The sequence below is a fragment of the Coleofasciculus sp. F4-SAH-05 genome (assembly GCF_040222985.1).
Classification (GTDB): domain Bacteria; phylum Cyanobacteriota; class Cyanobacteriia; order Cyanobacteriales; family Coleofasciculaceae; genus Coleofasciculus; species Coleofasciculus chthonoplastes.
The window spans coordinates 93,788-107,672 of the sequence record NZ_JAVKBY010000212.1 but is presented as its reverse complement, the minus strand read 5'-3'; the positions used below and the strand labels follow the sequence as shown (position 1 = coordinate 107,672).

11 protein-coding genes are annotated in these 13,885 nt (G+C 45.4%); 3 read left to right on the top strand and 8 right to left on the bottom strand.

Going from position 1 to position 13,885, the window contains the following annotated elements:
* Positions 1 to 110 precede the first annotated feature (110 nt).
* From RIG27_RS25905 to RIG27_RS25885, 5 genes are all read right to left on the bottom strand, one after another.
* Positions 111 to 4,370 (bottom strand): CHAT domain-containing protein, encoded by a 4,260-nt coding sequence (locus tag RIG27_RS25905; RefSeq protein WP_446349998.1) that lies wholly within the window; start codon positions 4,368 to 4,370, stop codon positions 111 to 113.
* A 198-nt stretch (positions 4,371 to 4,568) separates the two neighbouring features.
* On the bottom strand, positions 4,569 to 5,525 hold the full coding sequence (locus RIG27_RS25900) for a succinylglutamate desuccinylase/aspartoacylase family protein (RefSeq protein WP_446349996.1): 957 nt from the start codon (positions 5,523 to 5,525) through the stop codon (positions 4,569 to 4,571).
* A 153-nt stretch (positions 5,526 to 5,678) separates the two neighbouring features.
* Positions 5,679 to 6,584 (bottom strand): 30S ribosomal protein S6--L-glutamate ligase, encoded by a 906-nt coding sequence (rimK, locus tag RIG27_RS25895; protein ID WP_446340273.1) that lies wholly within the window; start codon positions 6,582 to 6,584, stop codon positions 5,679 to 5,681.
* A 17-nt stretch (positions 6,585 to 6,601) separates the two neighbouring features.
* On the bottom strand, positions 6,602 to 7,063 hold the full coding sequence (locus tag RIG27_RS25890) for an ATP-dependent zinc protease family protein (RefSeq protein WP_446349994.1): 462 nt from the start codon (positions 7,061 to 7,063) through the stop codon (positions 6,602 to 6,604).
* Between the two features lie 207 nt (positions 7,064 to 7,270).
* On the bottom strand, positions 7,271 to 7,759 hold the full coding sequence (locus tag RIG27_RS25885; RefSeq protein ID WP_446349992.1) for a DNA-binding protein: 489 nt from the start codon (positions 7,757 to 7,759) through the stop codon (positions 7,271 to 7,273).
* A gap of 133 nt (positions 7,760 to 7,892) precedes the next feature.
* Between RIG27_RS25885 and dapB the strand changes: the two genes are divergently transcribed.
* Together dapB and RIG27_RS25875 are read left to right on the top strand one after the other, a co-directional pair.
* A complete protein-coding gene (dapB, locus tag RIG27_RS25880) occupies positions 7,893 to 8,720 on the top strand; it encodes a 4-hydroxy-tetrahydrodipicolinate reductase (protein WP_446349990.1) in 828 nt (275 codons plus the stop codon).
* Between the two features lie 193 nt (positions 8,721 to 8,913).
* Positions 8,914 to 9,612 carry a phosphate ABC transporter permease gene (locus tag RIG27_RS25875; RefSeq protein ID WP_446340276.1) on the top strand — a complete coding sequence of 233 codons (699 nt, stop codon included), beginning with the start codon at positions 8,914 to 8,916 and terminating at the stop codon, positions 9,610 to 9,612.
* A gap of 140 nt (positions 9,613 to 9,752) precedes the next feature.
* Here RIG27_RS25875 and RIG27_RS25870 read toward each other — a convergent pair whose 3' ends face one another.
* The 3 genes from RIG27_RS25870 to RIG27_RS25860 all read right to left on the bottom strand — a co-directional run bounded on the left by RIG27_RS25870 (position 9,753) and on the right by RIG27_RS25860 (position 13,694).
* A complete protein-coding gene (locus RIG27_RS25870; protein WP_446340277.1) occupies positions 9,753 to 10,382 on the bottom strand; it encodes a precorrin-8X methylmutase in 630 nt (209 codons plus the stop codon).
* Between the two features lie 673 nt (positions 10,383 to 11,055).
* Positions 11,056 to 13,206 carry a PAS domain S-box protein gene (locus RIG27_RS25865; RefSeq protein WP_446349988.1) on the bottom strand — a complete coding sequence of 717 codons (2,151 nt, stop codon included), beginning with the start codon at positions 13,204 to 13,206 and terminating at the stop codon, positions 11,056 to 11,058.
* A 92-nt stretch (positions 13,207 to 13,298) separates the two neighbouring features.
* Positions 13,299 to 13,694: a response regulator gene (locus RIG27_RS25860; protein ID WP_446343940.1), complete on the bottom strand. Its 396-nt coding sequence runs from the start codon at positions 13,692 to 13,694 to the stop codon at positions 13,299 to 13,301.
* Between RIG27_RS25860 and RIG27_RS25855 the strand changes: the two genes are divergently transcribed.
* Positions 13,695 to 13,838 carry a hypothetical protein gene (locus RIG27_RS25855; protein ID WP_446349986.1) on the top strand — a complete coding sequence of 48 codons (144 nt, stop codon included), beginning with the start codon at positions 13,695 to 13,697 and terminating at the stop codon, positions 13,836 to 13,838.
* The last annotated feature ends 47 nt before the right edge of the window (positions 13,839 to 13,885 follow it).

Sequence of the window (13,885 nt, the reverse complement as noted above, 5' to 3'; positions counted from 1 at the left end):
TTTCTTCAAAGAAAGCCTATGAAACACCGAGCGTGTTACCGAGCGTGTTACTGAGCAAAGTCGAAGTGTTCCCTATTGCCTATTCCCGCTTCGCGTAGCGCTATATTCACTTACCACGGACTTCCAACTAAAGTAAACGCACTCCAATAATAAGGATGAGTGAGTTCCTTTTCTCGCAAATTAGCTAATTCTGGCGGTAAGGCAATCCGATGATTGGGTGTAATCAAATAACCCTCTTCTAATCGCACTTGTCCGCGAATCATGGCTAATTGTGCCTGTCGTAATGCTTCTGCTTTGAGTGGCGATTGCTGTAATTGTTCATAAAAACCTGTCATTAATCCTAAGGTGCCTTCATCACTGACATACCATAAACTACCTAGGGCAGATTTAACCCCAGCTTGTACCGCTAACCCGGTAAATCCTAACTCCGCTTCTTCATCCCCTAAAGCCGTCCGACAAGCACTTAATACCATCAGTTCAGCACTGGGGTCATGTAATCCTAATTCGCGGATATCACTCAGTCTGAGTTTACGATCCCAAAACTGAATATAAGAAGAACTGGGTTGACCTGATTTAAATTCGCCGTGGGTGGCTAAATGGATAATTCCAAAGGGTTGAGATGCCCTCGCTCTTTTCAAATTAGCGGCAGTAAAGGTTTCATTCAAGAAGGATTCACCTTGCCATAATTGAGTCGCGATCGCGGATAATTCAGTGGGGACAGCCGGTAAGGGGTTTTGGTCAGTAAATTTGGACGCACCCATAGCTAAAACCTTTAAATCTCTCACATCTCGATAACGGGTATCGGTGAGGGAAAGACTAGGCATGAAACCAATACTATAGTGTTCAATTATAAATTTATCCCCATCATGCAAAACTGCCAGGGGTAGGGAACGCAATCCCTGATCCATAATGAAGGCTAGATTATTAATCTCTTGCGTCTTTAATTCTGTCTCTAAGGGTGCAATTAGCCATTGATAAAACTGTTGGGCATAACGTTGATAGGGACGAGGGATGTGAGTATCAGTAACGGTGCGACGCAATTTGTCAGCGGTATCCATTACCTTTTCGCGGGTTGCACCGGGTATCGGGTGGCGTATGAGTTGCCCCTTGGCGGTGACAAGGATAATTTCCAGTTGATCACTATTTCGTGAGGGAGACTCCTGGGCTGAAGATTTACTGTCTTGACTGGCAATTGTGGTGGGTACAAATACAGCATAAATAAGCGCAGGTTTAGCCCCTGTAGCTTGTTCGATACGATGTAGAGTTTCCCTGGCATCTGCTAAAGTCAGAATGGAAATATCCTTGAGTTCCAGATAGGTTTCATAGTCACGAGTTAATGATTCCTCCCATTGGGCAACCTGGGCATCAATTTCAATTAGGGGGAGTTCCTCGAGTTCGTCTTCGTCGGTATAGAAAGGGGCTTCAGTGACAGGTTTGATTAAATTAACGAGATTGATAGGAGGATTCGTTTCGGAAGTGATGAACTCCGGAGGCAAAATTGGTGGAGTTACCGGAATTGGAGACTCTGTAACCGGAGTCGGGGGTGTTACCGGAATCGGTGGAGAATCAACGCTGATAATTTGAATATTGCCCACCTTCTGAGTAAATAGAAAAGATTGAGTGGGGGAAATCGTGAAATCGCCATTGGTAATTGTTCCCCTAGTTCCATTGGTTATCCCATCACCCACGATGAAGGGAATAACACCATCTCCACCATGTCTGAGCGTAATAGAATCTCCACCCAATCCCCCAGCCGTAGAGATGCTGGCGTTAATCCCATTCTGGTCAATAAATGTTCCCGTAGCGCGGAAAAATTGACCAGCAGTACTATCAACTTGACCGCCTTGACCACTATTTCCTCCTTGGGCGTTGATCCAGGTAACTTGAATATCGCCAATGGGGTCTAAGGTAACATTACCGCCATTACTGATAGTTCCGCTACTATTAATTTTTCCTGTTGTAATTGCAGTCGCCGCATCAATTAAAATATCACCGCCACTGAATCCAGAACTGTTGAGATCATTAGTGATAATTTCTCCATCACGACTGGTTAACGTAATAGTTGCGCCTTGACCATTTCCACCGGAACTAGCATCAATATCACCAGTAGTAATATCTTGAACAGCGCTTAAACTAATCGCTCCCCCATTGTTAGTTTGATCATGACTATCGAGGATGCCGCTACGAGTATCAATTGACCCGTTGCTGGTTAGAGTAATCGCCCGACCTGGATTAATAATTGTACCTGTCTTAATGCTTTGATTCGCTTGCAGCGTAATCGTGGCATCTTGAGTGCCAGTCAGGGTAAAACCTGTGGTATCAATTGCCCCTGAACCAACTAGCGATCGCAAAATTACCGGAATCTTAAAGGTGATGTCATCTGCCAACGTAATTTTACCCTGATTATCTTCCCCACCAATCACCAGTTGCTCAAATCCATCTTGGAATATATTCAGTTTCTCCGTATCCAGATTCCAGGTATTACTATTACTATTGGTTGTATCTCCAACGGTTATATCGACTGTCGGCTCAAGGGGAGATAATACCACCGTTCCAGTTCCTTGGATTTGTGGCGTTTGCGGGATATCTGAAGTATCAACGACCCGAATTTCATCAGCAATCAAGGTGGTTGTACTCTCTCCAGTTCCGCTAGCTTGAATAAAACCATCTTGCACATTAATTCCTGCTGCACCATTAGCACCAATTCCCTCCAGCGTTAGATGTCCGTCGGCGGTTGTTTCTACACCACCGCCTCTTAAATCAATGCCATAGTTACTGTCTCCTGTTCCTTTACCGACTCCGATTAGAGTAATCGCACCATCCCTCGCCGTAATTCGAGAAAGATTACTCTGGTTAGGATCTATTTCCTGAATTCTAATCCCGTGATTTTCGGTGATTCCCGCGCCAGCAGTTCCCTCAATCGTAATATTGCCCTTTCCAGTTACCTCAACAATAGAACCCCGAAACAGTTCAACCCCATGGTTAAATTGATCCGGTCCAATTCCCCCCTCACCAATAAACTGAATATCCCCCTCTCTGGTACTAACTAAACCACCTAAATCAACTTTGATCCCTTGACTACCATGTAACGTTCCTTCTCCTCCATTCCCTCCAGTTCCCTCAATAATAATCGTTCCTGTTCCTGTAGACTGGACAATTCCGCCCTGACTACCAATAGAAACCCCATAATGTAAACCATTATCCCCAGAACCCCCAGTGCCGATCAGATGAATGATGCCATCTTGCGAAGACACAGTAGCGTTCTTAATCGATATGCCCCGATTTCCTAGAATATCTGGGCTAAAATTACCGCCGTTTCCCCCTGTACCGTTTAAGGTAATTGTTCCTTCTCCAATCGTTTCGACTCGACTATCATCAATAATGTGGATACCAGAAATACCCGAGGTCGTATTTTCTTCAGTTCCCCCTCTACCGATAATCGAAATATGACCTGTACCTGACTCAACAGTTCCTGACGCGATCGCAACCCCAACCTGATTCGGTATAATTCCCCCAGAATCCGTCTGTATCTCTGCCGATGGGGTTACCTCCACCCCAGTTTCCACCGTATTCCCCGAACCCGTTAACAACGTCGCTAAATCCAGAGGGTTTGTCGGTAACGCTAACCCCTCATTATTCCTCGGTAACTCCACCTCGAAACTTAACACTTGCCCAGGTTGGGAAATTTTCACCAAACGAGAATTCGGCACAGCCGCGATGGTAATTGTTCCCCCGGATGCCGTCAACGTTCCTGTATTAACCACTTGTCCACCCAGTAGGGCTAAATCCCGTCCAGGTGCAACCGCCAATTCACCCGCATTAATAATTATGCCCCGTTGGGATAAGTCAAAGGCAAATTGACTGGGATCTCCGACCAAGTTCTGATAGTTATTATCACCCAATGCATTAAACCAGTCATTGCCAAATCCAATTCCTGTCGCCGTTGTTGCCGTAAAATTAGCCGGGACATTGAGTTGAGCATTAGCACCAAAAACAATTCCCGCTGGATTCATTAAATATAAGTTTGCCGTTCCCCCGGTTACCTGAATCAATCCGTCAATAATGGAAGGATTTTCGCCAATCACTCGTCCCAGAATATTTCTCAGCTCCGGAGTTGCCAGAAAATTAGCAACTTGATCTGAATCAATACCAAACTCTTGGAAACTGTGGAATAAATTCGTCCCATCCCTTGACAAACTGCCACCTCTAATATCAAACTGGTTGTCATCTTGGGTGACAGTTGTTCCTGTACCGTTAACGCCTGTGGCTTCGATAATGGATTGAGCCAACACTGGAGCAGCTGTTACCAGTCTTACAGTTCCAGTTAAGAGAGTCAACAGGCAGATTTTGCACCACTGAGCAGATTTCATCAGGTTAATTGTTTGTGACAAACAGACTGTATTTTATCCCAGTGTTTGGCTTGATTTTTCCTCTAGCAACAAAAATCTAAAAAACGCTAAAACAATTTATAATATAACGGTGTTAAATAAGTTGTGTAATCTTTTATTGCCGATGACGCACCGAGCGTGTTACTGAGCGAAGTCGAGGTGTTGCCTATTCCCTGTTCCCTAATCACTCAAAACCGCTAAATGCAAAATCCCATCCCCCTGATTCGCCAACGGATTCTGCGTGTGACCAATCACTAAACCATAAAAGGGTGCATACGCTTTAATGCTATTCTCACCAAAGGCATCGGAAATAATACACAAAGTTTGCTTTTTGTCAACTCGCTGACCCAACTTAACAGTAAGGCGCAAAATCCCACTGCGGGGCGCTCGTACCCACTTACTTTGCTTAACTTCTAATGATGGATGTAAAGACTCAGGGAACGCCAACTCAATCATCTTTAGCCCCACCATCATTCGGAGGATGCCTTCGACACCAATTGCGATCGCATCCGGGTCAAACCGCAACGCCTCACCCCCCTCATACAAGAGGATTGGGATACCTCGCTTCGTCGCGGCTTGGCGCAACGATCCATCACGCACCGTTGAATGCATCAGCAGGGGTGCAGCAAACGCTTTAGCACAGTAATAGGTTTCTGGATCATCTAAATTCGCCCGGATTTGCGGTAAATTCGTGCGATGTTGAGCCGCTGTGTGCAAATCAATCCCATGGGTACAGCGACTCACTATTTCTGTCATAAACAAATTCGCCAACCGAGAGGCTAAAGAACCACGAGAGGAACCAGGAAACGAACGATTTAAATCTCTGCGATCGGGCAAATAACGGGATTGTTCAATAAAGCCAAAAACATTAACAATTGGCACCGCAATCAGGACACCATGAAGCTGAGAAGGATTAATCCGTTCCAAGACTTGACGAATAATTTCCACCCCATTAATTTCATCGCCATGAATCGCCGCACTCATCCACAGTCGTGGACCAGTATTCGCGCCATTAATCACAGTAATCGGTAACGAGAGTAGCGTTTGCGTTGGTAGACGGGCAACCGGAATTTCTGTGCGCTTCCGTTCTCCGGGCGCAACACGAATTCCACCAATTGTTAGAGTTTCATGATTCACAGTTAAATGTAGAGACGCGCCATGGCGCGTCTGTGTGTAGGGGCGGGTTTCACGATTATCATTTCTTCCCTCACCCTTTCTTTAACTAAACCCGCCCCGACTAACTTTTGCATACAACAAACAAAGGACGAATGACGAAGGACAAAGGACAAACTAATACTGAATGCGATCGCGCGTTTTGCCAGATGCTGCATTCTTCTGCAAAAACTCAATAATTTTCCCCGCCACATCCACACCTGTAGCATTTTCAATCCCTTCTAAACCAGGAGAAGAGTTAACTTCCATCACCACCGGACCATGATTAGATCGCAACAAATCCACACCCGCAACCCTTAATCCCATCGCTTTCGCCGCCCGTACCGCCGTACTGCGTTCCTCTGGAGTTAACTTAATTTGTTCAGCATTACCGCCCCGATGCAGATTGGAACGAAATTCCCCCGGTGCGCCTTGTCGCTTCATCGACGCCACCACTTTGTTATCAATCACAAAGCAGCGAATATCCATACCCCCCGCTTCTTTAATAAACTCCTGCACCAATATATTGGCATCTAAACCGCGAAACGCTTCAATCACCGACTTCGCCGCTTGATGAGTTTCCGCGAGAACCACACCAATCCCTTGAGTCCCTTCCAGCAATTTAATCACCAGCGGCGCACCGCCCACAATTTCAATTAACCCATCAATATCTTGAGTGGAATTAGCAAACCCAGTCACCGGAAGTCCCACACCTTCACGGGAGAGAATCTGAAGACAGCGTAACTTATCGCGGGAACGAGAAATGGCTTGGGATTCATTCGCCGCGAACACCCCCATCACTTCAAATTGCCGCACCACAGCCGTCCCATAAAACGTCTTAGACGCACCGATGCGAGGAATAATCGCATCCAACTCTTCCAAAACTTTCCCCTGATACACCACCTTTGGCTTATGAGACGTAATATTCATATAACAGCGCAGGTAATTTATCACCCGCATGTCATGACCCCGCGCTTCCCCCGCTTCCTTGAGGCGTCGCGTGGAATACAACGAAGCATCCTGGGACAAGATAGCTATTTTCATATACAAACTAAAAACTATTAAATCGTTTGCTTAATTTTGCCCTTCCTGGTTGAACTTTGGACAAAAGACAGACCCGCATCAACTAAAAAGCGTTTGCGGACGGCTTGACGCCCTAACAGCATCCGGAATCCCATGACATCCCGGTTAGTCAGGGTAAGTTCAATCAACCAGCGCTCCCCGTTTAGTTCTACCATAGTTTGGATAACAGGTCGTAACTGGGCGTGACCCCCAGAATTGCGAACCTGTCGCTGGTCAATCAGTTCAGCTTCGGTGGAAACTGTGCGATGGGTATCGCGTTGATCGGGATGGACTTTAAACCGAACCATAGTTTTGCCATCCCGTGAGAAGGTTTCGACATCAAAAGCGTGTAAGGCGGAGGAACGCGCCCCGGTGTCAATTTTAGCTTTAATCTGGGCAATTCCTAGATCCGGCAAGGCGACTCGTTCCCGCCAGCCGATAATGGATAAGGATTTGGACATAAATTTTGTTCACACTTGCTGGAATAGGGTTAGTAACTGTAACCTATGTAACGGAAAACACTTACGTTTTATTGGCGGCGCTGGCGTTATCTGTAGGGGTAGGGCAATTCAAAACAATACCCACCCGTGTCAACTTAAGGTGAGAAAGTCGGACTTGATATCACCCCATCGACTCTATCTGCTATCTTGAACGGGACTTGGTATAAATCAGCCCGAACCGTCTTTTTGCCAAGAAATCACCCTGACGTCGTAAAGGGTTTCGATCCAAACCTTGGCACCACATCTGGGACGATCGGGACGATAAACCACACGGCATCCTCCCGGTATTTCTACCTCATGACCATAGACATTCGTCTTGCCGCTTGGGTCTCCCTGCTCCTTTGCTCCCATCCCCGGTATTCTGTCGCACCACTTCTTCACCGTAATCACCGGCTGGCGTGAGTCGTTTTTTTGATTGGAGCGAATTCTTTGTGAGTTAACGTGAATAATCGTTTTCGCCGGCTTTCGGGGATTGCGCCAACGAGGCTGCGGACCTCTTTGACCAGGCTTAATTATCGGTTTGCCGTTAAATAGAGGCATTAACCACATCTTCCCAGTCTTGTAAGCACCTTCGACTCGACCCGCAAGCAACAGGACTCTCAGTCGAGCCGTAGAGATATTTAAAAGTTGAGCCGCTTGAGTTGTACCAACGATCATATTAACTATAATGATACCGTAATAGTTTTTATAACACGGTTAACACATTTTGATACTATTTTGTTCTACAACGCCGCCTATCGCCAAAAGAAGCTAAAATTCCCTTGACGAGTCTCAAGGATAAAGCAAAACCATGGCAAATTCATCTCCCATCCCCGTGGTTGTCAACGGTGCAGCGGGTAAAATGGGTCGTGAAGTGATTAAGGCAGTCAGTCAAGCCGAAGATATGACCTTGATTGGTGCCGTTGATCATAACCCGAACTATATGGGTCAAGATGTTGGGGAAGTCGCAGGTTGTGGTGCATTGGAAATTCCGATTCTGAATGACCTGCAAGCCACGCTAGTCATGGCGACTCAGGAGAAAGTGCAAGGGGTGATGGTGGATTTTACCCACCCTGACAGCGTCTATGAGAATGTTCGCACCGCGATCGCCTATGGAGTTCGTCCGGTTGTCGGTACAACGGGACTCACCAGTGATCAAATCAAAGACTTAGGCGAATTTGCCGAAAAAGCCAGCACAGGTGCCTTAATTATTCCCAATTTTTCTATTGGCATGGTCTTATTGCAACAAGCCGCCATCCAAGCCTCCCAATATTTTGACCACGTTGAAATTATCGAACTCCACCACAATCAAAAAGCCGACGCCCCAAGCGGTACAGCGATTCAAACCGCTCAACAATTAGCCGGATTGGGCAAAACCTATAATCCCGCTAAGGTCGAAGAAACCGAAAAACTGGCGGGGGCTAGGGGGAGTGTCGCCAATGACAACATTCGCATTCACAGTGTTCGCTTACCCGGTTTAATCGCTCACCAAGAAGTCATCTTTGGTGCTACTGGTCAAATCTACACCCTACGTCATGATACTAGCGATCGCTCTTGTTATATGCCAGGCGTCTTGCTTGCCATTCGCAAAGTGACTCAGCTCAAATCTCTCTTCTACGGATTGGATAAAATATTGTAATGTCATTCGTCCTTTGTCCTTTGTCTTTTGTGTTTTCTAAGTACTCAATGACCAATAACCAATGACCAATGACCAATAACCAATGACCAATGACCAATAACCAATAACCAATAACCAATGACCAATGACCAATGACCAATGACCAATGACCAATGACTAATGACTAATGACTAATGACTAATGACTAAAACCCATGCTAGTACCACTTACCCGCCAGACCTTTGAGCAACTCATTCCTGTGATTGCCACAAGTTCCCAGTATGCTTACTACTGGGGAAAATTCCCAGACTTTTTAAAGCGACTGCTGATTTCGGTTGTCGCTGTTGTCGTCGTATTGCTCTTAGGACTCTTTTTAGGTGAAGGGTTTGATCCCTTACGCTTTCTTTTAGGTATTATCACCGGGTTGTACTGGTTTTGGAGTCCTGTCTATTGGGCAAGTCGGCGTAATCTTGAGGTACGTCGCTATAAGTATAGTGGCTTCTGGCAAGGTCGAGTCTTGGATGTCTTTGTCACCGAAGAATTGATTGGTACTGAAGAAAATGTCAACAATCGGGGCGAGTTGGTGATTGTGGAAAATCGGGAGCGACGCCTGAATTTAGAAGTCGGTGACAAGAGCGGATTTAGCACACTGCTACAAGTCCCTCTGCGCCGCACTTACAAAGGCATTGTTCCCGGTCAAATTGCCCAGATGGTGGTGATGTCGAATCAGCCGGATTTATCCCGTATTGCCAACAACAGTGATATTTATATTCCTCGCTTGAATATCTGGGTAAGTGACTATCCTTACGTACAGCGCACTGTGTTTGATCAGGTTAGTCGCCAGTTAACTCAAGCTGAGGAGGACGATTATCCCGTGAATCGTGTGGTCAAGACTCGGCGTCGTCGGCGTTGAGGGAATGGGGAGATGGGGAAGCAGGGGAAGCAGGGGAAGCGGGGGAAGTATTAGTCAGGGCGGGTTTTGTACAAACGTTATCATCAATAGTGAAACGTTATTCCCTAAACCCGCCCCTACAACCCATACCCTCGAAGGATTCAATTTACACTGGTACTATCCTGCCCGTATGCCTGCCATGCTAAGTCTACCAGTCCATTCACAATAGCCGCCCCTACAACCGATGAACCTTTACGCCCTTCGATACGAATATGAGGCACCAAGGAATCTTCAAGTCGGGATTTGGCAACATCCACCTCAACAAATCCCGAAGGTGTACCAATGACTAAGGCGGGGCGGATTTCTTCGGCTTCAATCAGTTCTACCAACGCCGTTAGCGCTGTTTGCGCTTGACCCACCACAAAAATACCCTCTGGGTAGCGTCTGGCTAGGGTTTGAATTCCCCAAGCTGCTTTCGTCTTTTCTTTTTGGGGGCGGGTGATGGCTTCCATGCTGCAATAGACGGGATTGGCAAAGGTTTCTTGAATGTGAGGCGTAATTCCCACCTGTACCATTGGCACATCTACCACAATCGTAGTCCGAGCCGCTAGCGCCGCCGCGCCTGCTTGTAACGCACGTTCGGAAAAGCGAATCAGCTTTTGATACTCAAAGTCGGCTGTTGCATAAATCACCCGACGCACAATTTCGTATTCGGCGGGTGAAAAGGTATGAGCGCCAATTTCGCGATCGATAATTGCCAAACTTTGAGCATCTGTTCCGTGCCATTCCATGGTGTCTCTCAATGCCAAACCGATTTTTGAGCCGTGAAAACTTTAGGACTTAGGACTGACTCTAGGTCAGCTTCCTAGATAGCTTATCAGACTATTCTTACATGCAGTAGACCGAAACGGCTTGCGATCGCGCATTTTGCCTCTGAAAGATAATGTAGCCTGTCATACAAATTAATCAGACCGCCTGTTACAACAATCGACGCTATAGAGACGGTTTGGTTAGATGGGAGCAATATAGATTAAATTAATCTTGCCATCTGTAATATAGAATTGGCAATAACCCAGAAACAATAAACTTGTATCCCAAAGTCAGCAAGAGTTTCAGACTAATATGGCACGTCTGCACATAAATGAACAACCTGTAGGGGCGACCCGCTTGCATCAATGAACAATACCAATCCACTTAATGGGATCGGGTCGCCCTTTCTATAGGGTCAGGTTATCCTCTGCTTGTGTTTTGAACCGCTAGTCGAGACGTAGACTGATTCGTCTGGAACATCGCTTGCTATTACCCAACCAACGCTATAGAGATGGTTGGGTTAAACGGGAACAATTCTCTATTATAAGTAATCAAACAAAATTCAACTTCCTTTACAACTCCAAACGGCAAAGGATAAACTCTAATTTAATTTTTCTCCCATCTCCCCCATCTTTCTTCCCCAGCTTCCCAACTTCATCCCTCATCCCTCATCGTCAAAAAAAATCCGTTTTCCTGGAGTTGCGCCAGGGAACGGTTAAGATAAATTTGGGCGATCGTATCTTGGGGATTAATCCTCAACACCTCTTCAAACCGCTGTTTTGCTTGACCAAAGGCTTGCTTGGCGTAGAGAAACAACCCTTCCTCAAATATGGAGATCGTCGCTAACTTGCCCTCCTTAATCTTTAGCGAATCTCCATCAAACACTTCAAACACCGCTACCGCTTTTGACTTCCCCTTAACTTTAACCTGCTCCACAAACCGGAGACTATACTCGGTTGGATTATGTAAACGAGTTAACGTCTGTCCCGAAATTAATAACGACACCTTATACTGTTTCGTTAGTCCCTCCAAACGAGCCGCTAAATTCACATCATCACTAATCACCGTACTATCTATTCGGTGTTTTCCCCCAACTGTACCCAGCATCAATGAGCCAGTATTAATGCCAATGCCAATTCTGATAGGAGTATACCCTGATTGCAGACGACATAGATTATACTCATACAATTGCTGAACCATGGCAATTCCGGCTTGAAGCGCATCATCAGCAATCCCGCTAAAGAGTGCCATAATCGCATCGCCCATATATTTATCGATAAAGCCTTTATGTTCAATAATCGCTGGCTCCATCCGCTTTAAAAAGGCGTTAATAAATTTGAAATTCTCCTGGGGAGTCATTCGTTCCGAGAGAGTGGTGAAATCCCGAATATCAGAAAAAAGAACAGACATTTCCTGCTGAACTTGATCGCCTAATTTGACATCAACCACACTTTGTTTATTTAAAATCTGTAAGAATTGACTGGGAACAAAACGGGAGAAGGATTTATTCAGTTGGAACAGTTCATTCGTGAACTTGATTCGCTCCGCCTCCGCTTGTTTGCGAGACGTAATATCTTCTACAAACCCCTGATAATAAAGTGGAGTTCCCGACGCATCATATACAGTACGGGCGTTCTCACTAATCCAGATAATTGTGCCATCTTTGCGACAGATCATCGACTCAAACTCGCACACAACACCATGCTGCTGCATCCGTGTCATGAATTCCGGACGCCGACGGGGGTCAACGTAGAGTTGATAGTGAATACTGTTAATGATTGTCAGCAATTCTTCCGGGGAATCGTAGCCGTAGATGTGCGCTAAAGCGGGGTTAGCACTCAGATAACTACCATCCAGCGCAATCTGAAAGATTCCTTCTTGGGCGTTTTCAAAGATAGAGCGATACTTTTGTTCTGCTTTCACCAGTGCAGCTTCAGCTTCTTTCCGTAAACGCAACTCATTGTAGACATCGCTAATATCTCGACCTTCGATAATCAAAAACTCAATACTGCCATTGTCATTAATAATTGGTTTAATCGAAAAATCAATTGTTGCAATGCGTTGTTGTGCGCCTAAGATATCCACTTCATAACGGATAAACTTACCGCTAGCCGCTTGAGCAATGGCGGATTGTAACTGAGCTTGGGTTTCCCTGGAAATAGTCCACCAGTAACAGTCCCAAAACGGTTTTCCTGCCACATCCTCTAAATGCAATTCACCAAAATTCAGGGCAGTTTGGTTGACTTCTAGGACAATTCCGTCAACACTCAGCATTCCCGTAAACTGAAAAGTCTGATTGAAAATAGCCCGGAATTTTAACTCACTAGCACTGAGTAATTGAACAGATTGTTTTAGATCTTGATTTAAACATTTAAGTTGGGCGTTTTGTTCATCCAACTTTTTTTCTTGCAGATAACTATTAACGGCTTCTTTTACCGTCAAACTTAAGTCTGACGCCTGCCATGGCTTAGCGATATAACGATAGAGTTTGGCATACTTAATCGCATTGCCTACGGCTTCAATATCCGCTTGCCCGGTGAGCATAATTTTTAGCGTTTTCGGTGACAACTCATGAACACGCTTTAAGAGTTCATCCCCTTTCATCCCTGGCATGATATGGTCAGAGATAACCAAAAGAATCTCATAGTCATCGCCTAAGAGTTCTTCAACTAACTCTAATGCCTCTTCTCCCGCTTCGGCAATTTCGATCAGGTAATTCTTGCCAATCGCTTCCTTAAGCTCGACTTTTAGACTTCTGAGTACTGTTTTCTCATCATCGACACAAATAATTACCGGTTTAGTCATAGTAGATTGCCCGTAGGGTTACGCCGAAGTCACAAGGATTTTGGATGGGGTTGAAATCATCGGATTGAGTGGGTAATTTTCCAATTAGTACGTTATAGTTGAGATAATCCTAATTTAATGGCTTCCACTAATTCTGCTTCTGACCAGGGTTTGTATAAGCAGTGATGCAGCTTGGCTTCCTGTTTTGCGCGTTCAATCGCCTCCTCATCCGCTTGACCTGTCAGCAGAATTTTAATGATATGGGGGAATTTATGATGCACCTGAACCAGAAACTCATCCCCTTTCATTCCCGGCATTAACCAATCCGACACAATCAGAATAATACTAACATTTTCTTCCACAAGTTCATCTATTAATTCTAACGCTTCATCAGCCGCTTCTGCCAGTTCATAAGTATAAGCATCGCCAAAGGCTTCTTTGAGTTGAGTCTTGAGACTTTTAAGAACAGATTTTTCATCATCAACACACAAAATAACGGGTTTAGTCATTTGTCATTTGTCATTTGTCATTTGTCATTCGTCATTTGTCATTTGTCATTTGTCATTTGTCATTTGTCATTCGTACAGTCGGGGCGGGTTTATTTACATCTGGGTGTAACCAAAAAGATAGTAGTGAAACCCGCCCCTACATAATCTTCCCCATCTTCCCCATCTTCCCCATCTTCCCCATCTTCCCCATC

Coding starts and splice junctions, on each gene's coding strand:
- RIG27_RS25905 (WP_446349998.1), bottom strand. CDS start 4,370: ATGAAATCTGCTCAGTGGTGCAAAATCTGCCTGTTGACTCTCTTAACT.
- rimK (WP_446340273.1), bottom strand. CDS start 6,584: ATGAAAATAGCTATCTTGTCCCAGGATGCTTCGTTGTATTCCACGCGA.
- RIG27_RS25890 (WP_446349994.1), bottom strand. CDS start 7,063: ATGTCCAAATCCTTATCCATTATCGGCTGGCGGGAACGAGTCGCCTTG.
- RIG27_RS25885 (WP_446349992.1), bottom strand. CDS start 7,759: ATGATCGTTGGTACAACTCAAGCGGCTCAACTTTTAAATATCTCTACG.
- dapB (WP_446349990.1), top strand. CDS start 7,893: ATGGCAAATTCATCTCCCATCCCCGTGGTTGTCAACGGTGCAGCGGGT.
- RIG27_RS25875 (WP_446340276.1), top strand. CDS start 8,914: ATGCTAGTACCACTTACCCGCCAGACCTTTGAGCAACTCATTCCTGTG.
- RIG27_RS25870 (WP_446340277.1), bottom strand. CDS start 10,382: ATGGAATGGCACGGAACAGATGCTCAAAGTTTGGCAATTATCGATCGC.
- RIG27_RS25865 (WP_446349988.1), bottom strand. CDS start 13,206: ATGACTAAACCGGTAATTATTTGTGTCGATGATGAGAAAACAGTACTC.
- RIG27_RS25860 (WP_446343940.1), bottom strand. CDS start 13,694: ATGACTAAACCCGTTATTTTGTGTGTTGATGATGAAAAATCTGTTCTT.